This is a genomic window from Quadrisphaera granulorum, from assembly GCF_003149145.1.
GTDB classification, from domain to species: Bacteria; Actinomycetota; Actinomycetes; order Actinomycetales; family Quadrisphaeraceae; genus Quadrisphaera; species Quadrisphaera granulorum.
In genome coordinates this window covers 14,582-39,295 of the sequence record NZ_QGDQ01000037.1, presented here as the reverse complement: position 1 = coordinate 39,295, position 24,714 = coordinate 14,582, and the positions used below count along the sequence as shown (strand labels likewise).

Sequence of the window (24,714 nt, the reverse complement as noted above, 5' to 3'; positions counted from 1 at the left end):
CGTGGGATGGGCCGATCACGCGGCGTGGGGCACCCCGCGTGGCAGTTACTCGGTCGTCCCCGCGGTCGAGGACTCCGGTGTCTGGATCGAACCGTCCGTCGAGGAACCGCTGCCCGTTCCGGTGGCAGAGCTGCTGTTCGCGCTGGTGCCCGTGCCGGTGCCCGAGGCGGCGGCGGAACCTGTGCCGGAGCCGGCGGTGCTCGAGCTCTTGCTGCTCGCCGTCCCCGTCGTCGCCGTCGTGGTCTTGCCGGTCGTGGTGGACGTCGCCTTGGTCCGCGACCGGGAGGCGAGCTGCTGCTCCAGCTCCTCGACCCGCGCGGTGGCCGCGGAAGCCTCGCTCTGAGCGGTGTCGCGTGCGGCCTCTGCTTCGCGGAGCAGCGTCCCCGTGTCTTCAGCGACGCGCTGCGCCTCCGCAGCGTCCGAGTGCGCCGCGCGGAGCGACGACTCCGCGGCGTCGGCCCGTTGGATCGCGCCGTCGAGCGCCGACGACCCGGCCGCCGCGCCAGCGAGCAGCCCGGCCAGCAGCGACGCGGCGCACGCCAGCGTCCCCACAACCACCGCCGTGCGCGGACGCCGCGAGGGACGGGTGCGGGCCGCCTCCCCGGCACGAGCGGTCGCGCGGGTGACCGGTGTACCGGTGTTCGCGCGGGTGCCCGTCCCGCCAGCCTGACCGGCGCCCCTGGCGCGCGACCGCGTGAGGGAGTCCTGCGGCTGGCGCCCAGCAGCGACCCTCGACGCGGGGGTGCCCGTCGGTGAGCCGGACCCGTTGGACCCCGCGGCGCCGGTGGACCTGGGCCCCGGCACGGTCATCCCCGGCGTGTGCGCCAGGCGCGTCGTGCGCAGCATGGGGCCGGGTGGAAGAGGCGTCGACGGCGCCGACCTCAGGTCGATGATCTCGTCGTCCACGCCGTCCTCCTACCGATGACTCCGTCACGACGACGCTAGGGGTCGGCGCCTCCGCGGTGGCGGAGCCACGCCGCCGAGATATGGCCGCGACCTGCACCTCGACCTGTCCTCGGACCATGCAGAAGCAGGCAGAGGCATCAGGAGTGGCACGAGGGACACCAGGGGCGCGAGCGGCAGGAGCTCGACGCGTGGCGGCCCCGGCGCCCGCCTACTGTCGGAGCGTGAGCCCGCCGCCACCTCCGTGGACGTGCCGGCTGCGGGCCCTGGTGGTCCCGTCGCTGCTGAGGTCACCGGCGCTGCGGGTGGGCGGTTTCGTCGTCGTCGACTACACCGACACCCCCGTCGGTCCGTACCGCGAGGCGTTCACCGCCGTCGCGCTCAGCGCCCGCAGCGGATGGGTGCCCTGGATGGTGGTCGACTCCGAGGCCTCCCGCGCGGGCGGTCGCGAGGGGTGGGGCCTGCCGAAGGAGCTCGCCGTCATCGACACAGAGCTGGACACCGAGCCGAACCCTGCGCTGAGCACTGCGCGGGTGCTCGCCGAGGGCGTCGACCTGAGCGTCACGGCACGCGTCGCCGGAGGCCGCGGCCTACCGGTGCGGCTCTCCGCCCAGCTGCGCCAGCCGCGGCGCAGCGCGGCTCAGGTGCGCTTCACCGGGCGGGCGCGGCCCGTCGTCGTCGTCCTCGACGGCACCCCTCCGCAGGGCGTCCGGCCGGGGCGGAGACCGGGTGTTGCCCTCGACGGCGAGCTGCGGATCGGGCCGCCGGGCTCCTGAGCGCCGCGGGATCAGGTGACGGTGCAGGCCTGGTCCGCGCCTGTCACCGACGGTGTCAGTGGAGCTGCCGGGGTGCTGGCCGACGGCTTGGGAGATGAGCTGGCAGACGAGCTGGCAGAGGGACTCGGGGCCTGGGTGGTCGCGGGGGTGGCGGACGTGGGGTCGACGTCGTGCTGGAGGTCGGTGAAGAGTGCGTTCGCGGCAGGCTCGCTCCACAGCACGTTGGCGGTGTCGGACTTCACGACGTCGCTGCGCGGGTGGTTGGGCACCGTGAAGAACTGCAGCTGGCTCGGCGGTAGCGACTTCACCGACTCCGCCAGGGACGCCAGCGCGGACAGGCTGCCGAGACCGGAGTCGGTGGTGATCGACTTCGTGGCGGCGTTGAGGAAGCCGTACATGGCCGTCGGGTCGGTGAGCTCGCTCTCCGCGGTGCGCGCCATCGACGCGAGGAACTGCTGCTGACGGTTGATACGCCCGAGGTCGGAGCCGTCACCGATGGCATGGCGTTCCCGCACGAACGCCAGTGCCTGCTCGCCCTCGAGCGTGTGCTGCCCTGCGGGCAGGTCGAGGTTGGCCTTCGGGTCGACGACGGGCGCGGTGGTGCACACGGGTACGCCGCCGAGCGCCGTGGTCATGTCCTTGAAGCCCTCGAAGTCGACCACCACGAAGTGGTCGATCCGCACACCGGTGGCCTCTTCGACGGTCTTGATGGAGCAGGCGGCACCGCTCGCGACCCCACCGTGCTCCGACCCCAGCGTGAACGCCTCGTTGATCTTGGCGTGGCGCGGTGTGGTCACGGTGCCGTCACTGCCGGTGCAGGAGGGGATCGACACCCACGAGTCGCGCGGGATGCTCACCGCGGACGCCCACGTCCGGTCGGCCGACAGATGGACCAGCAGCATCGTGTCGGACTGCGACGTCGTGAGCCCGGCGCCGTACTCGGTGCCCGTGCCGGCCCGGCTGTCCGACCCGAGCACGAGGATGTTCTCGGCGCCCTTGGCCATCTCGGTCGGGCGGTCAGCCCCGAGCTGTTTGCTGATGTCGGCGCTGGTGATGTTCGCGTCCAGGTGGCGGTACACGCCGTACGCCGCCGCAGCACCCCCGAGGAGGACGACGACGGCCCCGGCGGCCAGCAGGCGCAGCGTCCGACGGCGCCGCCGCAGCATGCGGGCGCGCGACGGGTGCACCCCGGAGCCGGCGGGGGCGCCAGGGCCTTCGGGGGCGGCGGGGGTGACGCGGGAGGGCACGCTGTGACGCTAGGTCGCCGTCGTCCCTCGACCTGCCCGAATCGGTGCCACGTCAGGGACCGCACAGCGAGCTCCCAGGTGGCGGCGGGGTTGGTCACCCGTCCGGTGGGGATCGGTCGTGTCAGCGCTGTCAGCGCTCACGTCTAACCTCGACGCCCATGGCCGACGTGCACGACGTGTTCGCACACCTGCGCTCCGAGGTCGAACCCACCTACCGCCTCGTGCTGGGGGCGTTCACCGCGGCGCGCCGCCGCTTCGTCATGCACCTGCGCCCCAGCGACGTCGCCGACGCCGCCCGCGCCGCCGGAGCCGTGCCGCCCGAGCCCGACGCGCTCGTGCGGGCCCTGAATCAGCTGTGCGAGTGGGGCAACCTGCGCTCCCACCCCGACACCAGCCGCGTCACGTCCCCCGAAGACTTCTACCGCGCCCGCTACCTCTACCAGCTCACTCCGGCCGGTGAGGCCGCCGAGCGGGCGCTGGCCGTCTTCGACGAGGCGCTCGGACGGCGCGGGTCGCTGCAGTCGGTGGCCCTCACGGACATCGCCGCCCACCTCCGGTCGCTCGGCCAGCTGGCGGCACTCGACGGCTCAGCGTCTGGTGAGCCCGACCCGGCCCGCGTGCACCTGGCGCTCATGGGGCTGGCGGACAGGTTCCGCGCCCTCGCCGAGAACGCCGAGGCGTTCATGGGATCGCTCCAGCGCACGGTGGAGCTTCAGGACGTCGACGTCGAGGCGTTCGTCGCCTACAAGGGTCGCCTCATCGACTACCTCGAGCGGTTCATCGGTGACCTGCTCACCACCGGCGCCGAGATCGCCGGGCTGGTGGAGGCCCTCGACGGCGAGCCGATCGCCCGCCTCGTGGAGCTGGCGGTGGAGCGTGAAGCGGCCGACCTGGCCCCCGACGTGCTGGCAGGGCTCTCTGGTGCAGAGCAGCAGCCGCTGCACCCAGAAGACGCCACGTCCCGGCGCGAGCACCAGCTCGACCTGTTGCGTGCCGGCTGGCAGGAACGGTGGGACGGCGTGCGTGGCTGGTTCCTCTCCCAGTCCGGGCGTCCCAGCCAGGCCGCCACGCTGCGCTCGCAGGCGCGCTCGGCGGTGCCGTCGCTGCTTGCCGTCGTCGCCACCCTCAACGAGCGGCGGCAGGGACGCTCCGACCGCGCCGCGGACTTCCGGGCGCTCGCCGTCGCCTTCGCCCACGCCGAGGACGACGCCGCCCTGCACCGGCTGTGGCACGCGAGCTTCGGCATGTCGTCGGTACGACACCTCTCCGTCGACTCCGACACCCTCGACCAGCGCCGCGACGCGCCCGTGCCGCCGACCACCGCGTGGCGCGACGCGCCGCCGCTGCAGGTCAGCGCCCAGCTGCGCCGCACCGGCTCGTGGGAGCGCAGGGGCAAGCCGAGCGCCGTCGTCGACCGCGGCCTCCAACGGCGTCACCTCGCCGAACGAGTGGCCGAGGAGGCCGCGCAGGCGCGGCTCGCCCGCGGGCAGCTGCTCAGCGACGGTCCGCGCCGCCTCGCGGAGCTGCCGGAGCTCGCTCGCCCGTCGTTCCAGTTGCTGCTGGCACTGCTCGGCACAGCGCTGGCTGCGGCACGACCGGGAGGCGGGCGCATCGAGGTAAGCACCGGAGACGGCTCGCTCGTCGTCGAACTCGAGCCCGTGCCCGACGGCGGATGGGTGACCATCACCACCGAGGACGGCGCGCTGACCGGCCCCGACCACGAGCTGTGGGTGCGGGACGCACTCGCGCCGCGGGAGCTGGTCTCTGCTGCGCCTGCTGCTGGGACGACGGCGGGGGAGCCGCGATGAGGGCTGCCCTCGGAGACGCACTCGACGCTACCCGCGCCCAGGAGGTCCGCGCGGCCGCTCGGGCGCTGCTGCGCACCCCTCTGCTGCGGCCCAGCGGCACGCGGCGCGAGGCGGAGGCGTTCGCGCTGGTCCGCCGCCATGAGCGCGACCTGCGGGAGTGGTTCGGCCAGTACACGGGGTGGCGGCTCGTGGTCACCCCGGAGGTGGCACGGCTGCTTGTCGTCCCGCCGGACCCCCGCGACGCCAGCCACCCGCTGCGGGAGGCGGCCGGCGCGCGTCGTCCTTTCACCCGTCGCCGGTACGTGCTGCTGTGCCTGTGCCTGGCCGCTCTCGAGCGCGCTGACACGCAGATCGCGCTCGGGCGGCTCGCCGAGCAGGTGGTGCTGCTCGCCGCCGACCCGCAGCTCGAAGCGGCGGGGCTCGCGTTCCGGCTGGAGCAGCGCGACGAGCGGCTCGATCTCGTGGCCGCGGTCCGGGTGCTGCTCGGATGGGGCGCGCTGACGCGGGTCGCCGGGGCTGAGGACAGCTTCGTGGGCGGTGAGGGTGACGTGCTCTACGACGTGGAGCGCCGCGTGCTCGCGCTGCTGCTCGTGGGGCCGGTGCCGCTGCCAGGCATTGACGCTGGTGCTGGTGCTGGAGGCGAGGGAGAGCTCGACGAGGGGTCGGCAGCGGGCACGGTGCTCTCCGAGGAGACGCGCACCCGCGCTCTGCGCCACAGCCTCACCCGCAAGCTCCTGTGCCTGCCGGTGGTCCACCACGCCGACCTCAGCGAGGAGGAGTCCGCCTACCTCACGAGCCAGCGGTCCGCGCTGACGCGCCGGATCAGTGAGCTCACCGGGCTGGTGGCGGAGGTGCGAGCCGAGGGCATCGCCATGGTCGACCCCGACGACGACCTCACCGACCTGCGCATGCCCGAGAGCGGCACCGACGGGCACGTGGCGCTGCTCGTCGCCGAGCACCTCGCCACGCACGACGCGAAACACCCGGGCCGACCGGTGCTCCTGGCCGACCTTCATCGCCTCGTGCGCAAGCTCGCCCAGGAGCACTCCGGCGACTGGCGGCGCGACACCAGAGAGCCGGGCGCGGAGGTGGAGCTGGTGGCGGCTGCCGTCGACAGGCTCGCCGCGCTGAGCCTGGTCCGCTGGTCGGGTGCCAGTCATCCACAGGGTGATCAGGACGACAACGGCGACCTCGCCGACGACGCGGTGCTGGCGTTGCCGGCGTTGCACCGCTACGCCGTCGTCCCCGCCACCAGAGCGACGAGCGGCCCGAAGAGCGGCTCGAAGACCAGCAAGCACAGCAGCAGGAGCAGCGCGTGACCGAGACCTCCGTTCTCCCGGCATCGGACCTGCCGGTGTTGCCGGTGCCGCTGCGCCGGCGGTGGCAGCCGCTGCGTGCGGGCCTCGTGGACCTCTACTACTACGACGACCAGGACTTCTGGTTCCACGACGGCCGCCTCCTGCTGCGCGGCAACAACGGCGCGGGCAAGTCGAAGGTGCTCGCGCTGCTGCTGCCGTTCCTCTTCGACGGCGAGACGGCCGGTCACCGCCTCGAGCCCGACGGTGACTCGCAGAAGAAGATGGAGTGGAACCTCCTTCTGGGCGGGGAGCACCCCAACCCGGAGCGCACCGGGTACAGCTGGCTGGAGCTGGGTCGTCTCGACGAGGACGGCCGCGAGCACGTCGTCACCATCGGGTTCGGGGTGAAGGCCGCTCGCGGGCGCGGCGTGGTCAAGAAGTGGTTCTTCACGGCTGCTGCGCGGGTGGGGGTGGACCTGCACCTCGTGGACGCCTCCCGCACGGTGCTCACGCAGGACCGGCTCGAGGCCGCGCTGGAAGCCTTGCCGGGTCACGGTCGCGTGACGACCACCGCGCGCGACCACCGCCACGCCGTCGACGAGCTGTTCTTCGGGCTGGGGGAGCAGCGGTACACCGCCCTCGTCGACCTGCTCGTGCAGCTGCGTCAGCCGCAGCTCTCGCGCAAGCCCAGCGAGAGCAAGCTGTCCGACGCGCTCACCGCGGCGCTGCCGCCGCTCGACCAGGCGGTGCTGTCTGACGTCGCCGAGAGCTACCGGTCGCTGGAGGAAGATCGCGCTGCTCTCGACAGGACGGTGGAGGCGCACGCGGGTGCCCGTAGCTTCCTCGGGCACTACCGGGGGTACGCGCGCGTCGCGGCCCGGCGTGCTGCGGCGCCGCCCAGGTCGGCGCAGGCGCGCTACGACGAGACCGGACGCACGCTCGCCGCGGCCCGCCGCACGCTGGAGGACTCCCTCACCGCGCTGACCGCCGCGCAGGAGGCAGACCGCGCCAGCGCGGAGCGGGTCGAGGTGCTGCAGGCGCGGGAAGTCGCGCTCGCCAAGGACCCCCGCGCCAGCTCGGTGGAGGTCATCCAGGGCGTCCGACGCGCCGACGAGGCTGCCCAGACCGAAGCCACACGGGCCGCTGAGCGTGCTGCCCGCGCTGCCGAGCGTGCCGATCGGGCCGAGAGGCAGGCCGCCGACGCGGTGCGCCGTCGCGACTCCGCAGCCGCAGGCGCGGCCGCGCGCGAGCAGGCGGTGCGTGACGCAGCGCGCGAGGCCACGCTGCCGTCGCCCGACGAGCTCGCCGCGGGCACCGTCGAACCCCTCGACGTCACCGCGCCCCCGGCCGACCTCGGGCCGTGGCAGCGCGGAGCGCAGCATGCGGCGGAGCGTCGTCGTCGTGATCTGAAGCACCTCGAAGACCTCGCCAGGGCGCAGCAGCGGGCCGCCGACGAGCACGCCAAGGCTCGGGCCGAGGTCGACCGCGCCCGTTCTGCGGTGGAGCGTGCCGCGGAACGTGTCGCCGAGGCGGAGGCCGCCCAGGCGGACGCTGCACGTGCGCTGGTTCGCGAGAGCGCCGCGTGGCTGCAGCAGCTCACCGAGCTCGACGTGCCTGACCACGCCGGAGCCTTGGCGGCCGTCGAGACGTGGGCGGCTGCGGGCGCGGGAGCCGGTGAGGGGGGCGACCTGCCGCTGGCGGCGCTCGCGGCGGAGGCGCACGCCGCGGCGGTCGCGTCGCTGACGTCGCAGCGGGAGGCGGCTGAGCGTGAAGCAGTGGAGGCCGGTGCGCTGGTGTCCGCGCTCACCGAGGAGCTGCGCCGGCTGGAACGCGGCGAGCACCGCCCGCCCGCGCTCCTGCCCACGCGGGAGCCGGGCGTCCGCGAGCAGGTGCTCGGCGCTCCGCTGTGGCAGCTCGTGGAGCTCACGGACGCTCTCGACGATCGAGCGGCGGCCGGCCTCGAGGCGGCGCTGGAGGCGTCGGGTCTGCTCGACGCGTGGGTCGGGCCGGATGCTGGGGTGCGGTTGGCGGGCGACGTCGTCGTCCACCCTCACCGTGGTGGGCCTGGGGATGACGACGGCACCGGCTCGCACCTGGGGGAGCTGCTGCGCCCCGCCGACGAGCTGCCCGACGGCTCGGGTCTGACCGCTGAGCACGTCGCGGCGGTGCTCGCGGGCATCGGCGTGGGTGAGGCCGAGGGGGCTCGGGGTCGCGTCTGGGTGGACGTCGACGGCGGGTACGGCACGCCCGTGACCAGCGGCTCGTGGCGCAAGGAGCGCAGCGAGCACCTCGGGGCCTCGTCGCGCGAGCGGGCGCGGATGGCCCGCATGGCTGCCGCGCGGTCGGAGCTGGCGGAGGCGTCCCAGCGTGAGCTCGACGCTCAGGCCGCTGCTGACGCGGTCGGCCTTCGGCTGGCCGCCGCGAAGCGCGAGGCGGGGTCGGTGCCGAGCGGACGCCAGGTGCTGCAGGCCGTGCTCGACGTCGCGGCGCGCGTCCGGCAGCGCGAGGAGCTGCGGGTCGCCGTCGTCGAAGCGTCGAGCGCTGCGGCACGGGCGGCGTCGGCTGCCCAGGTGGCCGCTGAGGCGCTGACCGACGCTGCCACCCAGCTGGCGCTGCCCGCTGACGCCGAGGAGCGGGCGCGGGTCGCCGCGGCGAGCGATCGGTGGGACCGGGCGGTCGCCGTCCTGTGGCCGGCGCTGGAAGCACTGCGCGCCGCGCGCGAGCAGGCGGTGCAGGCACAGGAGAGCGCCGCCGACGAACGGTCCGCTGCGCAGGCGGCCACCGAGGAGCTGGAGCAGCGCCGCCGCGAGGCCGCCGCCGCCCACGAGACGCGGGAGACGATGGAGCGCACGGTCGGGCTCGACGCCGCGGCGCTGCTCGCCGAGCGGGAAGAGGTCGACAGGGACAAGCGGACCGCCGCGGAGCAGCGACGGGCCGCCCAGGCGGCCCTTTCAGGAGCTGAGCGTGACGCCGGAGCCGCTGACAGCCGTGTCACGTCGCTGGCGGAGCAGCTCTCCCGCGACGGCGACCAGCGCGACGCCGCCGTGGCCGCATGGCAGGCAACGGCGACGAGCGGGCTGCTCGCCGTCGCCGTCCCCGAGGTGGTGGTTCCCGACGGCGACGCCCCGTGGGCCGCTGAGCCCGCCGTCCGCCTGGCTCGCGCTGTCGAGGCGGCCCTGGCCGACGTCGTCTCCGACGACGACGCGCTGACCCGTGCGCAGAACCGCGTGACCAGCGAGCAGCGCACCATCGACGACGTCCTGCGGCCCGACGGCCACCAGGCGACGGTGCGGATGGCCGGGCAGCTTGCCGGAGACGCCGGGTTGCTCGTCGTCGACGTGGTGTTCCGGGGGAGGGCCACCACGCTGGTCGAGCTGGAGGAGGCGCTCGCCGCCGATGTCGCCGAGCGCACCGAGCTGCTCGATGCCCGCGAGCGGGAGGTCATCGAGAACTACCTCATCGACGAGGTGGCGAGCACCCTGGCCGACCTGGTCTCCGCCGCCGAGGCGCAGGTGGCGAGCATGAACGTCGAGCTGGAGCAGCGGCCCACCAGCGCGGGCATGCGGCTGCGACTGCGCTGGGTGCCCCGCGAGGACGGCCCCGCCGGTCTCGAAGCCGCTCGCAGCCGGCTGCTGCGCCAGAACGCGGACGCGTGGTCGGCGGCCGACCGCGCCGCCGTCGCCGCTTTCCTCACCGCTCAGGTGCAGGCGGTGCGCGCCGCGGACCCCGGCGGCTCGTGGCTGGAGCAGCTCGGACGGGCGCTGGACTACCGGACCTGGCACCGGTTCGCCGTGCAGCGCTGGCAGGGCGGGCAGTGGCGCGCCGCGACAGGGCCGGCCTCCGGCGGTGAGCGGGTGCTGGCGGCGAGCGTGCCGCTGTTCGCCGCGGCCGCCGCGCACTACGGGTCCGCACCCAACCCGCACGCGCCGCGGCTGGTGATGCTCGACGAGGCGTTCGCCGGGGTCGACGACACCGCTCGCGCCGACTACCTCGGTCTGCTCGCCGCGTTCGACCTCGACGTCGTCATGACCAGCGAGCGCGAGTGGGGCTGCTACCCGCAGGTGCCGGGGCTGGGCATCGCGCAGCTGTCGCGGCTCGAAGGCGTCGACGCGGTGCTCGTGACGCCGTGGCGGTGGGACGGGCGGGAGCGCACCCGCGCGGATGGTGGGGCCGGTGCTCGGCCAGCTGGTTCAGCGACGGCCCCGCAGCCGCGGCGCGAGCCCGAGCTGGAGCAGGACGGCCTCTTCGACTCGTGAGCTGCTGAATGCGTGGGGGACTCGTTGAGTGGAGACCTTGAGCGGCTGCGCCGGCTCCTCGGCGGGCCGGACCTCGCGTGGCTGCTGGAGCGGATGCGCTACCGACTGGAGGCGGGCCGTCCGCTGGAGGGGACGGTGACGCTGCGGTCGGCGACCACCGCGCAGCGCGCCGCCGTGGCTCGGTTGTTCGGGACGCCGCTGCGACCGTCGACCACGGCGTCCGTGCGGCTCGCCGAGCTGGAGGCTGAGCTGGCGCGCAGCGGCGTGTGGTCGGCAGGGCTGGAGGCCGCCGTCGTCGCCCTCACCGGCCCCTACGAGGTCCGCGCCGAGGTGCTGGCCGAGCGCCGCGCCGCGTGGGAGGCGGCATGGGCACCCGTCCTCGAGGTGGTCGAGGGGCACCCGGCGGTGGGACATCGCGACGCGCTGCGCGCCTGGTGGCAGCGCGAGCTGGCCACCGGCATCGCCCGCCGGGCAGCGCCGACTCCGGAGGTGGCCGGTGCGCTCGCGGAGCAGCTCGCCGGGGTGCTGCAGCGCCTGCCCGCCGACGGCGTGGCCATCGGGTCGCTCGCCCACGACGCCACCGGATCGGCGCACGCCCTCGACCGCGGACCGCTCGCGAGCCTGGCACTGCGTGCCGCGCGGGCGCTCGTCGACGTTCCTGCTGAGGTGACGGACGAGGGTGACCGTGAGGCGTGGGCGGCGGTCGGCGTCGTCCGTGACGAGGTGTCGTCGACGGTGCTGACCCTCGCTCTCCCCGCCGAACCCGAGGGGGCCACCGGGAGGGCGCTCGCCGCGTGGGCCGAGACCGGGCAGCCGGTGGTGCTGACGTTGCGGCAGCTGCGCTTCGACCCGCCCGCGTGGCTCCCGCCGGCCGTGGTGCGGGTGGTCGAGAACCCCGTGGTGCTCTCCAGCATCGCCGACCAGGCGCTGGCCGCCGGCGTCGCCCCGCCGCCCGTGGTGTGCACCGCGGGGTGGCCATCGGCGGCTGCGGTGCGGTTGCTGCGGGAGCTGCGCGCCGCCGGCTGGGAGTTGCGGCACCACGGCGACTTCGACCCCGACGGCGTCGCCATCACCGACTGGCTGGTGCGCGAGGTGGGCGCTCTGCCCTGGCGCATGGGCGCCGCCGACTACGCGGAAGCGCTAGACGCAGGGCTGGGCAGGGCGGCGCCCGTGGGGTCCGTTACTGCGTCCTGGGACGCCGAGCTCGGACCGGCGATGCACCGTGCCCAGCGCGTGGTCGAGGAGGAGGCCGTGCTGAGCACCCTTGTCACCGATGCCCTCGGCAGCCCGACCGCCCGCAGTGTCAGGTCGAGGCACAGTGTCAGGACCTCAAGGCCGTATCCGGCCTCCACCATCTGACACTGCGGCGTCGGGGGGCAGACGGCGCAGGAGAGCGGTGAGGCTCGCGCGCTCGTCGTCGGTGAGGGTGCCGAACAGCTCGGCGGCGGCGCGGGTGCGGGCCCGCTCCGCGTGCGCCACCGCTTCCCGACCGGCCTCGGTGAGGACGACGACGACGGCGCGCCGGTCCGCCGGGTCAGCGCGGCGTTCCGCGAGGCCGCGGTCTGCCAGCCCGTCGACCACTTCCGTGGCCGACCGTGGCGCGATGCGCAGCGCGGCCGCCAGCTCGGAGATGCGTACGCCGTCGCTCTGGGAGGCGCTGTCCTGGGAAGCGTTGTCGCGAGTGTGGTTTGCGTGGGCGAGCACGCGCAGCGCCCGCGCGTGGTGCGGGGAGAGCCCCGCCGGCTCCAGTGCGGTGTGGAAGCCGCGGCGCAGCGCGCGGGCGGCGCCGAGCAGTGCGTCGGCCAGCTCGGCGCTGTTGTCGCGTCTGCCCGGAGGGCTGCTCTGGTGGCTGGGACTCACCCGGGAATGCTAGCGCGCGACCTTGTGCTTACCTCTTTGTGAGGTAACCTCAGCACCATTCCGATCCGCGACAGAAAGGGCGTGGTCATCACGTCGTCCCCTCTCTCCAGTCCCCTCGTCCCCACCACCACGCCGGGAAACCCCGGCGGTCCTGGCGCGGGTGGCCGATCAGCCAGCCGCTCAGCCAACAGTGCCGCCGCGCGTGCCGACCGCGAGCAGCTCCGCCGCTCACCCGTCTCCCTGCGCCGCATCGCCGCGCTCTTCGCGCCGTACCGCTGGCAGGTGGCGCTCGTCGTCGTCCTCATCGTGGCGTCGTCGGTGGTGTCGTTGGCCTCGCCGTTTCTGGTGCGCACGGTCATCGATGACGCCCTGCCCCACGCCGATATCCGTCTGCTCGTCCTCGCGGTGGCGGGCATGGTGGCCGTCGCGGCCATCACCTCGCTGCTGGGTGTCGTGCAGGCGTGGGTGTCCACCGGCGTCGGCCAGAAGGTCATGCACCGCCTGCGCACGTCCGTCTTCACGCACCTGCAGCGGCAGTCGATGGACTTCTTCACCCGCACCCGCGGCGGCGAGATCACCTCGCGTCTCACCAACGACATCGGCGGCATGCAGTCGGTGGTGACGTCAACGGCGACGTCGCTGGCGTCCAACGTGACCACCGTGGTCGGCACGGCCGTCGCCATGGCAGCGCTGTCGTGGCGACTGTCCCTGCTGACGCTCATCGTCTTGCCGCCGTCGGTGTGGCTCACTCGCCGCGTCGCGCTGCTGCGCCGCTCCATCACGAGCGCCCAGCAGCGGCGCCTCGCTGACCTGCAGCACCAGGTGGAGGAGTCGCTGTCCGTCTCCGGCGCGCTGCTCACCAAGACCCTCGGCACGGCCGACGCGCAGGCCCAGCGGTTCGCGGCGACGTCGGCCGAGCTGGTCGACCTCGAGGTTCGTGCCTCGCTCGCCGGGCGCTGGCGGATGGCCACCATGAACGTCGTCTTCGCGACCATCCCCGCCCTCATCTACCTGGCTGCGGGCTTGCCCGCGACCTCCGACGGCATGACGGTCGGCACGCTCGTGGCGTTCACCGCGCTCCAGGCGGCGATCTTTCGGCCGCTCATGGGTCTGCTCGACGTCGGCGTGCAGCTCACGGCGTCGATGGCGCTGTTCAGCCGCGTCTTCGAGTACCTCGACCTGCCGGTCGACATCGCCGAGCCCGCTCACCCGGTTTCCGTCGACGTCGCGGCCGCCCGCGGTGACGTGCGCTTCGAGCAGGTGTCGTTCAGCTACCCGGGGTCGCAGCGGAGGGCTCTGGACGACGTCGACGTGCACGTGCCCGCCGGCTCCACGCTGGCCCTCGTGGGCCGCACCGGCTCCGGCAAGTCGACCTTGGCCTCGCTCGTGGCGCGCCTGCACGACCCGAGCTCCGGGCGGGTGCTCATCGACGGCGTGGACCTGCGCGAGATGTCGCTCGCGACGCTCGCGCAGCTCGTCGGAGTGGTGTCGCAGGAGACGTACCTGCTGCACGCCACCGTGCGCGAGAACCTGCGCCACGCGAAGCCGTCCGCCACCGACGCGGAGATCGAGGAGGCGGCCCGCCGGGCCCAGGTGCACGACGTCATCGCCGCACTCCCCGACGGCTACGACACCCTCGTCGGCGCCCGCGGCCACCGCTTCTCCGGTGGTGAGCAGCAGCGGTTAGCCATCGCCCGCACGCTGCTGCGAGACCCGAAGGTGCTCGTGCTCGACGAGGCCACCTCGGCGCTCGACAACACCACCGAGCGCGCGGTGCAGGCCGCGCTCGACGAGGCCCGCCGCGGCCGGACGACGATCATGATCGCCCACCGGCTCTCCACGGTGACCGGAGCCGACCGGGTCGCGGTGCTCGACGGCGGCCGCGTGGTCGAGCAGGGCCCCCGCGAGGAGCTGCTGGCCTCCGGCGGTGCGTTTGCCGCTCTCGCAGCAGCTCCCCCCGCTCAGTCGGTCATCGGCGCAGACCTGTCGTGCGGGGGCAGGGCGGTCTTGATGCGCTGATCGGGTGCTCTGCCCATCACGATCTGTCATGAACTGTGGCGCTCGGTCACCATCAGGTTATGGCGATCTCACCGATCGGCTCCCTGGGTGGTTCGAGGCACTCAGGGGTCGGCGTCCACGAGGAGTACCAGGCACTGCTCTCGATGCAGCTGCGCGAGCGGCGCCGCGAACGCGAACAGGCCCGAGATCAGAAGGGGCGGCCAGCGCCTCCGGCGAAGCCCGCCAAGACGCTGACTGCCATCCCGCGAGAGGTGGTGAGCGCGACCCCGCGGGATGACGACGGGCCTCGCGAGAGCCCCGGTGTCCTCTGCTGACGCTCTCGCCCACCCCATCCCATCGTGATCATGGTCCCCATTAGCGGGAGGTGCCCCCAGTCCGCCACCTTGCAGTGTCAGGTCGAAGCGCAGTGTCAGGCTCTCGAGGCCGTATCCGGCCTTCACGTCCTGACACTGCGCGTCGATCGATCAGGCGGCCTCCGCCGCCAAGTCATCGGCGAGGGCCTGGCGCAGATCGGGCCGGAGCGGTTCACCCATCGCCCACAGCAGCCGCGCCGCGAGCCCCGGCGGGATGACGCCGGTAGCGTCGCGCCGCGTCATCCCACGCACGACGTCATAGGGGACGTGCGCCGCCACCGCCAGGTCGCGCAGGGCCTTGGGTGACACCGGCCCGGCGTCCTCGAGCCATTCGACGAGGGTCTCGCGCATTGCCGCAGCGGTCACCGTGGTCCGCATGCGGTCGGACACGGGCTTGCTCGGCAACTGGAGCTGCGCCAGTGCGGGCAGCTGCCGCACCGGTGTCTCGACGGTGTGGAGGGATGTCTGACTGCTGACGCTGCGCTGCGTGCTCGCTGTGCTCACCTCGGGTGCCTCTCGTCTGGTCCGTCCTCTCTGTCAACGCCGACCGGCGTCCGTTCAGTCCAGGATGAGACGCACGCCACCTGCCGTCCAGGGTGACCTCGGCCACCTGCGAGGCTGGGGCGCATGGAGCAGCGAGCGCTCGGACGGTCAGGGCTGACGGTCTCGACGATGACGATGGGGACGGCGTCGTTCGGTGGCGGTCTCGCCGCCTTCGGCGACACCCAGCTGGACGGCGCCCAGCGCCAGCTGGCGATGGCGAAGGATGCCGGCGTCACGCTGGTCGACACCGCCGACGCGTACTCGACAGGCCTGTCCGAGGAGATCGTCGGAGAGGCGCTGGCCGGACAGCGCGACGACTGGCTCATCGCCACCAAGGTTCGCTTCCCCATGGGGGACGGACCGAACGACCGCGGCCTCTCGCGTCATCACGTCATCAGCGGCTGCGAGGCCAGCCTGCGGCGTCTGCGCACCGACCACATCGACCTCTACCAGCTCCACGAGTGGGACGGCCAGACGCCCGTCGAGGAGACCCTCGCCGCCCTCACGCGCCTCGTCGACTCCGGCAAGGTGCGCTACGTCGGGGTGTCCAACTTCTCCGCGTGGCACCTCATGAAGATGCTCAGCGCGGCCGAACGTGACAGGTACGTCAAGCCCGTGGCCCAGCAGATCTACTACACGCTGGAGAGCCGCGAGGCCGAGAACGAGCTGCTGCCCGCCGCCGCCGACCAGGGGCTCGGGGTGCTCGTGTGGAGCCCGCTGGCCGGCGGTCTGCTGTCGGGCAAGTACACCCGCGGCGCGGACGGCACCGTGCAGGGCCCGAAGGGCTCCCGTCACCTCGGCGACTGGCACGAGCCGCCGATCAACACCCCCGACCGGCTGTTCGCCACGATCGACGTGCTTCGCGAGATCGCCGATGGCCGGGGTGTGTCCGGCGCGCAGGTGGCCCTCGCGTGGCTGCTCACCCGCCCGACCGTCACCTCCGTGATCGTCGGTGCCCGCACGGACGAGCAGCTTGCCGACAACCTCGCCGCCGCATCACTGGAGCTCTCCGCGGACGAGGTCGCCGCTCTGGAGCGTGTCAGCCGCCAGCCGCTGCAGTACCCCTACTGGCACCAGGCGATGACGGCGTCCGACCGCCTCGGCCCCGCCGACCAGGTGCTGCACGCCAACCACACCTGAGCTCAGGAAGTCGCACCGGCCCCGGGCGAGGGCAGGGCCACCACCGGGTCGGCGGGGAGGACGACGACGTCGGCCCCGTCCCTGGCCGCGTCCCCGTGCCTGTCAGTGGCGGCTTCGACGGGAAGCTCGACGGCATGGCCGAGCACATCGTCTCGCTCGGCGGGTGCACGCGGGGGCGCGATGGCGCCGCTGTGGCAGACGCGGTTGCGGCCCGCCCGCTTGGCCTCGTAGAGAGCGATGTCGGCGCGGTCGATGAGCTTCGCTGCGAGCTCGGATGCGGTGTCGTCGGTGGCGCGGGACGGCGCCAGCGCGCTCGCCGTCCCCAGGCTCACGGTGACCCGAGGCAGGCCCGGGACGTCGACGTCCTCGACGGCAGCGCGCAACCGCTCGGCCGTCCTGGCGACGCGGCCCGCCTCACCGCGCGCGACGAGCGCGATCTCCTCGCCACCCCAGCGCACGAGCAGGTCGTCCGCACGGACGACACCCCGCAGGGCATTCGTCACCGCGACGAGCACCTGGTCACCGACGAGGTGGCCGTGGGTGTCGTTGACCTGCTTGAAGTGATCGACATCGGCGACGACGACGGACACGTGCTCCCCGGCCCGCGAGGCGGACCTCACGAGCGGCCCGACGCGCGCGGCGAGCCCGTGGCGGTTGAGCAGGCCCGTGAGCTCGTCGACCCCGGCCGCGCGCGCCGCCGCCCGGCGGGCGCTGTCGAGCTGCTGCGCGAGCGCCCACACGACCCCCACGACCACCGCGGGGACGGTCGCCATCGCCACCGACGCGATGAGCGTGAGCAGCGACAGCGGCTCCCACGCCGCGAACACCACCGGCGCGCCGAGCACGGCCACCGCCGTCAGCGACACCAGGCCCCACCGGCGCAGGTGCATGACACCCACCACGGGGATGGCCGAGAGCACCGAGGCGCTCACCCACTGCCAGCCCAGGTCGGGCTGGACCACCCCGCACACGGCCGTTGCCAGGGCCGCCAGGTGCAAGAGGAGGCCCGCCTCGCTCTCCGCGACGCGGCGGCGTGCCAGGAGATGAACGGTGGACGCGGTGGCGCCGAGACACACGACCACGACGATCGCGCGGGAGATCGCCAGCATCCCGTCGGTGGAGACGTCGACGGCGAGCACGATCGCGGAGGACACGGCAGCCAGCCCCGCCAGGAGCGCGAGCACACCGGTGCGCCACTCCAGGCGAGGCAGCAGCGGCCCCCCACGCCATCTCACGCGAACCATCATGACCCCGACCGCTGACAGTGCGTCGTCAGTGTCAGCCGTTTGGGGGAGAACCTCCTCGCCCCTGCTCGCGTTGTCGCAGGTGATCCGGGGTGTCGTGGGTGATCGCGCCCACCAAGAATCTTGTCGCGCCCACCGCGAACGGTGTCGCGGAGCCGGGCTCCTCAGGCGAGGCGGGTGAGCACCCGGTCGAGGGCGTCGACCCCGGCGTCCAGCTCGTCAGCGGTCACCGCCAGCGACGGGCGGAACCGCACGCTGCGGGTGCCGCAGCCGAGGACGAGCACGCCCTCCTCCTTGAGCGCGGCGACCACCGCGTTGCGGGTGGCGGTGTCGGGCAAGTCGACGGCGCACATGAGACCGCGCCCGCGCGGGTGCGTCACCACCGCGTGACTGGCGGCGAGATTCTGCAGTCGCGCGAGCAGGTGGGCGCCGAGCGCACCCGCGCGCTCGACGAGACCCTCGGCCTCGATGACCTCGAGGATCCGCTGGGACCGAACCATGTCGGTGAGGTTGCCGCCCCACGTGGAGTTGATCCGCGAACTCACCGCGAAGACGTTGTCGGGTACCTCGTCGACGCGGCCGCCGGCCATGACGCCGCAGACCTGCGCCTTCTTGCCGAAGGAGACGACGTCGGGGACCACGACCAGCTGCTCGAACGCCCACGTCGTTCCGGTCATCCCCACGCCGGTCTGCACCTCGTCGAGGATGAACAGCGCGTCGTGCGCGTGGCACAGCTGCTGCATGAGCTGGAGGAAGCGCGGACGGAAGTGGCGGTCGCCGCCCTCGCCCTGGATCGGCTCCATGATGAAGCAGGCGATGTCGTGGGGGTTGGCCTCGAAGGCTGCGCGGGCGGCGGCCAGAGCGTCGTCCTCGGCTCGCTCGACGCACGCCTCGTCGCCGAGGCCCGTGTGCGGGGCGGGGATGCGCGGCCAGGTGAACTGCGGGAAGCGCGCGGTCTTGGTGGGATCGGTGTTGGTCAGTGACATCGTGTAGCCGGAGCGGCCGTGGAAGGCGCCCTCCAGGTGCATGACCTGCGTGCCGAGCGCCGGGTCCAGCCCCTTGCTCTCGTTGAGGCGGCTCTTCCAGTCGAACGCGACCTTGAGGGCGTTCTCCACCGCCAGGGCGCCACCGTCGATGAAGAACAGGTGCGGCAGCTGCGGGTGGCCGAGCACACGGGCGAAGGTGTCGACGAACTCCGCGAGCTGCGTCGTGTAGATGTCGGAGTTGCTCGGCTTGTGGAGGGCCGTGGCGGCGAGCTTGGCGAGGAAGGCCGTGTTCTCCGTGAGCCCGGGGTGGTTGGTGCCGATCGGGTTCGATGCGAAGTACGTGAAGAGGTCGAGGTGCTCCCTGCCGGTGGTCGCGTCGCGCAACCAGGAGCCGTGGGAACCGGCGAGGTCGACGACGAGGTCGTACCCGTCCACGAGCAGGTGGCGCGACAGCGAGTCGAGCACCGCGGCGGGCTCGACGGAGGACGTGCTGGAGCAGCTCGTGGAGGAGCTGGTCGCTGGGGTGGTCGCGGTGGGGCGGGTGTGGGTCATCACGGCCATAGCCGAACCTTACGGGTCAAGCGCCCGCTTGAGAAGACTCAGGCGGGCGATACGCCTGCCATTTGCTTGAAATGCCGGTGAAACTATGGCGACGGACTGCTCGTGCGTTCGAAGAACGTCTGCAGCACGACGGTGCTCCGGGTCCGCACGGACGCGGCGGAGCGGATCCGCTGCAGCAGGTCTTCCAGGGCCCGCGGCGACGCCACGCGTGCCATGAGGAGGTAGCTCGCATCCCCCGCCACCGAGTAGCAGGCACTGATCTCCGTCAGGTGCTCCAAACGGCGGGGGGCGTCGTCGGGCTGCGCGGGGTCGAGAGGGGTGATCTCGATGAAGGCCGCCAGCGGCTGCCCCACCGCCTCCGGATCGACCACGGCTCGGTACCCCGTGATCACTCCCTCGGCTTCCAGGCGGCGCACCCGCGCTTGCGTGGCAGAGGTGGACAGGCCGGTCTCACCGGCCAGCTGAGCGAAGGTGGCCCGGCCCCGCTCGCTCAGCGCGCGGACGAGGGCCAGGTCCGTGGCGTCGAGGGTCATGGCCGGAAAACTTAGCGCCGGACTCGCCCGCCGCGCGCTGGGTTATCGGGTCCGGCCTGCACGGCCGGTGTTCAGCCCGTCGTGGGGCGGGCGCGACGGGTGGCGTCCTCCAGGGCGACCCACGCGAGCATCGCGCACTTCACGCGGGCGGTGAACTTCGAGACGCCGGACAGGGCGGCCGCATCTCCGTACCGCTCCTCGTCGAGAGGGAGCTGTCCCTTGGAGCGCATCGCTTCGCGAAAGCCCTCGGTGAGCTGCGCGAGCTCCGCCGTCGTCGTCCCGCGGGCCAGGTCGGTGAGCATCGAGGCGGACGCCTGCGAGATGGAGCAGCCCAGGCCCTCCCAGGCGATGTCGGAGACCACTTCGCCGTCGAGGGTGACGCGCAGGGTGATCTCGTCGCCGCAGATGGGGTTGCGCTGGTGGGACGTCGCGCCGCACGTGCTCTCCGTCAGCTCGGGCAGCTCGGCAAGGTCGGTGGCGCCGAGGCGGCGCTTGGCGTGGTCGAGGATCAGCTCCTGGTAGAGCGAGTCGAGCCCGGCCACCTCAGGCCACCCCGAAGTAGGAGCGCACGCCGGAGAGGGCGTCGAGGAAGACGTCGACGTCGTGCGCCGTCGTGTAGATCCCGGCGCTGGCGCGCACGCTCGCCGTCGTCCCGAAGCGGCGGTGCAGGGGCTGCGCGCAGTGGTGACCCACCCGTACGGCCACGCCGCGGGCGTCCAGGAGCTGGCCGACGTCGTGCGCGTGCACGCCGTCGACCTCGAAGGCCTGCAGTGCGACCCGCTCGACGGTGCCGTCGTCGGTTCCCGCGGCGTCACCGAGGAGGCGGATGCCGGGCAGCTCGCGCAGGCCGTGGCGCAGTTGCCGCTCCAGCGCGCGCTCGTGCGCGAGGAGCGCGTCGGTGCCGAACCTGTCGGCCACGGCGCGCTGGTAGTCGACGGCGGCGGCCAGCGCCACCGCCTGCGAGACGGGCTGGGTGCCGGCCTCGAAGCGCTGCGGAGGCGGCAGGTACTCGGCGCCCTCCAGTGTCACCGTGGTGATCATCGACCCACCCAGGAGGAACGGCGGCAGTGCCTCCAGTACCTCGGCCCGCCCGTACAGGGCTCCGATGCCGTTCGGCCCGAGCACCTTGTGACCGGAGAAGACGGCGACGTCGACACCCAGCGCCGGCAGGTCCAGCGGCAGATGCGGCGCGGACTGGCACGCGTCGAGCACCGTGAGGGCCGTGCCGCCGGTGGCTTCCCGGGCCAGCGCCACGAGCTGCTCGACGGGGTTGACCACACCGAGCACGTTGGAGACGTGCGAGAAGGCGAGCACCCGGGTGCGCGGCGTGAGGAGCGCGCCGGCAGCGTCCAGGTCAAGGGTGCCGTCGTCGTGGACGGGGATCGCCCGGACGGCCGCGCCCGTGCGCGCGGCCAGCTCCAACCACGGGACGAGATTGGCGTGGTGCTCGGCCTCGGTGACGACGATGTCGTCGCCCGGCCCGGGGACCCACTGGCGGACGGCGTCCTCGTGACCTGGCACGGCGCGACCCGCAGCGGCGTTGCCCAGGGAGTACGCGACGAGGTTCAGCCCGGCGGTGGCGCCGGAGGTCCACACCAGCTGCTCCGGCTCCGCTCCCACGAACCCCGCGACCGTGGCGCGGGCGCCCTCGAAGAGCTCGGTCGCCTCCGCCGCGAGCGTGTGGGCACCGCGGTGGACGGCGGAGTTCACCGTCTCGAGGAAGCGCCGCTCGGCGTCGAGCACAGCGCGGGGGCGCTGGGACGTGGCGGCTGAGTCGAGGTAGACCAGCGGTTCACCGTTGACCTCGACGCCCAGCAGGGGAAAGTCGTCGCGGACCGCTGCGGGATCGAACACTGGCTTGCCAGCGGCCTGCTGGGCAGTCTGTGGGGCCGTCTGGTCAGCCGTCGCGGGGGTGGTGCTCACCCCGTCAAGGCTAAGTCGCTGGGGTGGCCGCCCGCACCGGCCGGGCACTGCGAGCATGGGCCGGTGCCCGAGGTTCCTGACGCCCAGACTGTCCAGACCACTCAGTCTGTCCAGACCACCCAGAACACCGAGACCAGAAGCGTCCCCCTCTTCCTCGACTGCGACACCGGCGTCGACGATGCCCTCGCCATCGCGTGGCTCGCGGCGGCCCCCGGCGTCGACCTCGTGGGCGTCGGTGCGGTGAGCGGCAACATCGCCGCCGCCACCGGAGCCCGTAACACCCTCGACCTGCTGGCCATGCTCGGGCTGCCCGACGTCCCCGTCCACCTCGGCGCCCACGACTTCCTCGACCACCCCTTCACCGGCGGTGCGCCGCACGTGCACGGCGCCGACGGCACCGGTGGTGTCCCGCTGCCCCGCGCCGCCACCGAGCTCAGCGGGGTCCACGCGGCGCAGGCCCTCGTCGACGCCGCGCACGAGCACGCCGGCGAGCTGCGCGTGCTCGCCATCGGCCCGCTGACCAACGTCGCGTTGGCCCTGGAGATCGACCCCGACCTGCCGCGCCTCGTCCGCGAGTTGACGATCATGGGTGGGGCGGCGATGGCGCCGGGCAACGTCACGCCCGTGGCCGAGGCCAACATCCACAACGACCCGCTGGCGGCGGCCCGGGTGGTGGAAGCCGGCTTCGACCTCATGGTCATCGGCCTCGACGTGACGATGCACCAGCGGTTCGAGGAGGAGCACCGCCAGGCGCTGCTCGCCGCCGGCACCCCCGTCACCCGGGTGCTGGGTGAGGTGCTCGAGTTCTACTACGCCTTCTACGCGCAGCGGTTCGGACGGCCGTGCTCGGTCCTGCACGACCCGCTGGCCGCCGCCGTGGCCACCGGCGACGTCGTCCCCAGCCTCGCGCCGCGGGTGCCCGTCGTCGTCGACAGCACCGAGGGGCCCGGGCGCGGTCAGACCATCGCCGACCTGCGCGGGCTGTACCACGGCTTCCCCGACTCGCCGCCCGTCGGCCCCGGTGTCGCAAGGGTCGCGCTGGAGATCGACGGCGACTTCGGCGCTGTCCTCCTGGAACGCCTGCTCACCCTCTGACCGGCCGCGGCGACCGCAGCCTCAGGGGGAGAGGCTCGCGAGGACGGTCGTCACGGCCGACGACGCCGCCACCGCCAGCGTCACGAACCATGCCCGCCGCAGCCTGTCGGCGGTCAGGACCGTGCGCTGGAGGCGCTCGAAGCCGTCGAGCGAATCGTGGGCGTCGGAGTGCTGATGGGCTGTGGCCGTGAGGTGGCCGGCGAGCTCGGCGGCGGTGGATGCGTCCAGCACCTTCGGCTGCTTCCGCAACCACCGCACGAGCACCGGGGCGCGCAGGACGGCGACGTCGGCCGTGCGCAGCGGGAGCGCCAGCCGCTCACTCCCGAGGACGACGACGACGGCCCGCACGGGCACGTCCCGGCCAGCGCCCTCGCTGAGCACCCGGTGCACCGCGAGGGCCCGCTGCTTCGCCTCACGCAGGTGCTGTGAGGGCTGGCCGTCCACGACGAACGCGGTCTGCGCCGCGCGGACGCGCGCGCCCGGCAGGTGCAGCACGGTGACGGCGTAGACGCCGCCGGGCCCGACGAGGACGTGATCGACATGAACAGGGTCGACATGCTCGCCCGGGGAGTTCGCCTGGGCGGTGCTCAGCGGAACATCGTGCACGAGGTGCCACGGTGCGGTCGGGCCGCTGCGGTGGCGCAGGACGCCCAGGCGGCGGCCGACCTCGCGCTGGCCGACGGCGTCGAGGTAGGGCTCGTGGGCGTCGTCCACCAGGGGGTCGGCTCCGACGGTGCGGCGGAGGGCTTCCAGCAGCGCGGGTCGGTGCGGGGCGGAGGCTTGCGCGGCGAGCGTGGCGGCCATCGCGGTCGCGCCGGCCGGCCGAGTGGTACGCGTCGGTCGAGGTGCGCTGTCGCTGGGCCCAGTCCTGTCGAGCAGGGTGTTGTCGAGCAGAGCGCTGTCGGAAGGGGCGCTGTCGACGGAGGCACCGTCGAGGTGGGCGCTGTCAGATGGTGGCTGCTCGAGCGGGGGCCAGGAATGGCCGGGAGCAGTCACTCTGCCGGCATCGGCGGCCTACCGCTCCCGCTCCAGCGGTGGGCGGGCCGGTCAGTGGTGCATGCGGGGACCTGTCACCCGTTCGGCGCAGGCCGGTGCAGTTCGGTGAGGTGGTGGCCGCGCTCGCCGTCGTCGTCGTCCTCGTTGCTGTGGTTCTCGCCATTGGAGGGGGGAGTGGTCGCCCACGGCCCGCGCCGCGCGAGGACCACCACCCCGAGCAGGAGCGCCAGCAGACCGACAGCCTGTCCGGCGCGCAGGGCCGGGTCGTCGGAGAGGTGCTCGCCGAGTGCCGGGCCCGCCACGGTGATGGCCACCACCGGTTCCAGCGCCGCGATCGCCGGGAGCGCCTGCGTCACCGATCCCGCCTGGAACGCACGCTGCGCGGTGATCAGCGACGACGGCGCGAGCACGGCCAGCGCCAGCAGCGGCCACGACAGGACCTCGCCGGCCTCCAGGTGGGCACCGACCGCCTTGAGCAGCAGCGCGTCGACCCCGAAGCCGCACGCGGCCGCGACCGCCAGCAGCACGCTGCGTCGTCCCCGCGTGAGGAGGTTCCCGACGAGCCCGGCCGCCACCTGCAGCACCAGCGCCGCGCCTGCCGACCCGAGCAGCCAGGCCTCGCGGACCGCGGCGACGTCGGGACCACCCCGGTCCTGGACGGGGTGGGCGCTTACCCCGAAGACGACGAGACCACCGACCACGAGGGCCGCCGCACCCCACAGCGCCGCGTCGAGTCCGGCGCGACCGTGCCGCCGTCGTGCCAGAGCCCCGACGAGCAGCAGCGAGAACACCAGCTGGGTCGCCAGCAGCGGCTGCACGACCACCACGCGACCCAGGTGCAGGGCGACCGCGAACAGCAGCAGCCCCGTCGCACCGAGCAGCTGACCGGCCAGCCAGCGACGACGGCGCAGCAACCGCCCGAGCAATCGCACCCCGGCACCGAAGCCCTCCGCGGCCGGTGCGCCGGAGGCGGCGTCGTGCTGCAGGACCGCGGCGCCGGCCAGGGCGCACGCCGCGGTCAAACCGAGTGCCACCGCGATCACCGCCCCAGCATCTCCCGTCGCGGTAGCCCAGAGCTGGCGACCCCGTGGCGTCTGCGAGGCGGCGGGAGGAGTTCTCCTGATCTTCACCTGGTGTGTGCGTGCCTACGGGGGGAGCGCCGCCGAGAAGCGG

General features: G+C 73.5%; 20 protein-coding genes. 9 read left to right on the top strand and 11 right to left on the bottom strand.

Annotated features, from left to right (window positions below; genetic code table 11):
• Positions 1-45 precede the first annotated feature (45 nt).
• Entirely contained in the window at positions 46-906 is an 861-nt protein-coding gene (locus BXY45_RS20540) for a hypothetical protein (protein WP_109776397.1), read from the bottom strand.
• Between the two features lie 221 nt (positions 907-1,127).
• Between BXY45_RS20540 and BXY45_RS20535 the strand changes: the two genes are divergently transcribed.
• A complete protein-coding gene (locus BXY45_RS20535; RefSeq protein WP_211319788.1) occupies positions 1,128-1,679 on the top strand; it encodes an acetoacetate decarboxylase family protein in 552 nt (183 codons plus the stop codon).
• An 11-nt stretch (positions 1,680-1,690) separates the two neighbouring features.
• Here BXY45_RS20535 and BXY45_RS20530 read toward each other — a convergent pair whose 3' ends face one another.
• Complete coding sequence (locus tag BXY45_RS20530; RefSeq protein WP_109776395.1) at positions 1,691-2,926, bottom strand: LCP family protein; 1,236 nt, start codon at positions 2,924-2,926, stop codon at positions 1,691-1,693.
• 158 nt (positions 2,927-3,084) lie between these two features.
• On the opposite strand from BXY45_RS20530, the gene BXY45_RS20525 reads away from it, so the two are divergent.
• From BXY45_RS20525 to BXY45_RS20510, 4 genes are read left to right on the top strand one after another with little or no spacing between them, the layout of a single operon-like run.
• Complete coding sequence (locus tag BXY45_RS20525; protein ID WP_109776394.1) at positions 3,085-4,734, top strand: TIGR02677 family protein; 1,650 nt, start codon at positions 3,085-3,087, stop codon at positions 4,732-4,734.
• Positions 4,731-6,053, top strand: coding sequence for a TIGR02678 family protein (locus tag BXY45_RS20520; protein WP_109776393.1), 1,323 nt, complete (start codon positions 4,731-4,733; stop codon positions 6,051-6,053). The genes BXY45_RS20525 and BXY45_RS20520 overlap by 4 nt, the downstream gene beginning before the upstream one ends.
• Positions 6,050-10,288, top strand: coding sequence for a TIGR02680 family protein (locus tag BXY45_RS20515; RefSeq protein ID WP_109776392.1), 4,239 nt, complete (start codon positions 6,050-6,052; stop codon positions 10,286-10,288). Before BXY45_RS20520 ends, BXY45_RS20515 begins: the two co-directional genes overlap by 4 nt.
• A 24-nt stretch (positions 10,289-10,312) precedes the next feature.
• The gene (locus tag BXY45_RS20510) at positions 10,313-11,647 is read left to right on the top strand and encodes a TIGR02679 family protein (protein ID WP_211319787.1); all 1,335 of its coding nucleotides are present in this window, start codon (positions 10,313-10,315) and stop codon (positions 11,645-11,647) included.
• On the opposite strand, the gene BXY45_RS20505 is transcribed toward BXY45_RS20510, so the two are convergent.
• The gene (locus BXY45_RS20505) at positions 11,618-12,148 is read right to left on the bottom strand and encodes a MarR family winged helix-turn-helix transcriptional regulator (RefSeq protein WP_218566954.1); all 531 of its coding nucleotides are present in this window, start codon (positions 12,146-12,148) and stop codon (positions 11,618-11,620) included. The genes BXY45_RS20510 and BXY45_RS20505 overlap by 30 nt on opposite strands.
• Before the next feature lie 240 nt (positions 12,149-12,388).
• On the opposite strand from BXY45_RS20505, the gene BXY45_RS20500 reads away from it, so the two are divergent.
• Both BXY45_RS20500 and BXY45_RS23005 read left to right on the top strand, forming a co-directional pair.
• Positions 12,389-14,167 (top strand): ABC transporter ATP-binding protein, encoded by a 1,779-nt coding sequence (locus BXY45_RS20500; protein WP_342799594.1) that lies wholly within the window; start codon positions 12,389-12,391, stop codon positions 14,165-14,167.
• A 59-nt stretch (positions 14,168-14,226) separates the two neighbouring features.
• Positions 14,227-14,481 (top strand): hypothetical protein, encoded by a 255-nt coding sequence (locus BXY45_RS23005; protein WP_146211302.1) that lies wholly within the window; start codon positions 14,227-14,229, stop codon positions 14,479-14,481.
• Positions 14,482-14,631: 150 nt separating this feature from the next.
• Here BXY45_RS23005 and BXY45_RS20490 read toward each other — a convergent pair whose 3' ends face one another.
• Positions 14,632-15,024, bottom strand: a complete 393-nt coding sequence (locus tag BXY45_RS20490; RefSeq protein WP_109776390.1) for a hypothetical protein — start codon at positions 15,022-15,024, stop codon at positions 14,632-14,634.
• A 123-nt stretch (positions 15,025-15,147) separates the two neighbouring features.
• On the opposite strand from BXY45_RS20490, the gene BXY45_RS20485 reads away from it, so the two are divergent.
• Complete coding sequence (locus BXY45_RS20485) at positions 15,148-16,203, top strand: aldo/keto reductase (protein WP_109776389.1); 1,056 nt, start codon at positions 15,148-15,150, stop codon at positions 16,201-16,203.
• Between the two features lie 2 nt (positions 16,204-16,205).
• Here BXY45_RS20485 and BXY45_RS20480 read toward each other — a convergent pair whose 3' ends face one another.
• From BXY45_RS20480 to BXY45_RS20460, 5 genes are all read right to left on the bottom strand, one after another.
• On the bottom strand, positions 16,206-17,438 hold the full coding sequence (locus tag BXY45_RS20480) for a GGDEF domain-containing protein (protein ID WP_109776388.1): 1,233 nt from the start codon (positions 17,436-17,438) through the stop codon (positions 16,206-16,208).
• A gap of 173 nt (positions 17,439-17,611) precedes the next feature.
• Positions 17,612-18,985 (bottom strand): L-lysine 6-transaminase, encoded by a 1,374-nt coding sequence (gene lat, locus BXY45_RS20475; RefSeq protein WP_211319789.1) that lies wholly within the window; start codon positions 18,983-18,985, stop codon positions 17,612-17,614.
• Between the two features lie 92 nt (positions 18,986-19,077).
• The gene (locus BXY45_RS20470) at positions 19,078-19,527 is read right to left on the bottom strand and encodes an Lrp/AsnC family transcriptional regulator (protein WP_109776386.1); all 450 of its coding nucleotides are present in this window, start codon (positions 19,525-19,527) and stop codon (positions 19,078-19,080) included.
• 71 nt (positions 19,528-19,598) lie between these two features.
• Positions 19,599-20,069: a Fe-S cluster assembly sulfur transfer protein SufU gene (sufU, locus tag BXY45_RS20465; protein WP_109776385.1), complete on the bottom strand. Its 471-nt coding sequence runs from the start codon at positions 20,067-20,069 to the stop codon at positions 19,599-19,601.
• A 1-nt stretch (position 20,070) separates the two neighbouring features.
• Positions 20,071-21,450, bottom strand: coding sequence for a SufS family cysteine desulfurase (locus tag BXY45_RS20460; RefSeq protein WP_245961953.1), 1,380 nt, complete (start codon positions 21,448-21,450; stop codon positions 20,071-20,073).
• A 63-nt stretch (positions 21,451-21,513) separates the two neighbouring features.
• Here BXY45_RS20460 and BXY45_RS20455 point away from each other — a divergent pair, with 63 nt between their 5' ends.
• Entirely contained in the window at positions 21,514-22,545 is a 1,032-nt protein-coding gene (locus tag BXY45_RS20455; RefSeq protein ID WP_109776383.1) for a nucleoside hydrolase, read from the top strand.
• Between the two features lie 21 nt (positions 22,546-22,566).
• On the opposite strand, the gene BXY45_RS20450 is transcribed toward BXY45_RS20455, so the two are convergent.
• Positions 22,567-23,541 (bottom strand): NERD domain-containing protein, encoded by a 975-nt coding sequence (locus BXY45_RS20450; RefSeq protein ID WP_146211301.1) that lies wholly within the window; start codon positions 23,539-23,541, stop codon positions 22,567-22,569.
• A 74-nt stretch (positions 23,542-23,615) separates the two neighbouring features.
• A complete protein-coding gene (locus BXY45_RS20445; protein ID WP_109776381.1) occupies positions 23,616-24,584 on the bottom strand; it encodes a DMT family transporter in 969 nt (322 codons plus the stop codon).
• Positions 24,585-24,714: the final 130 nt, after the last annotated feature.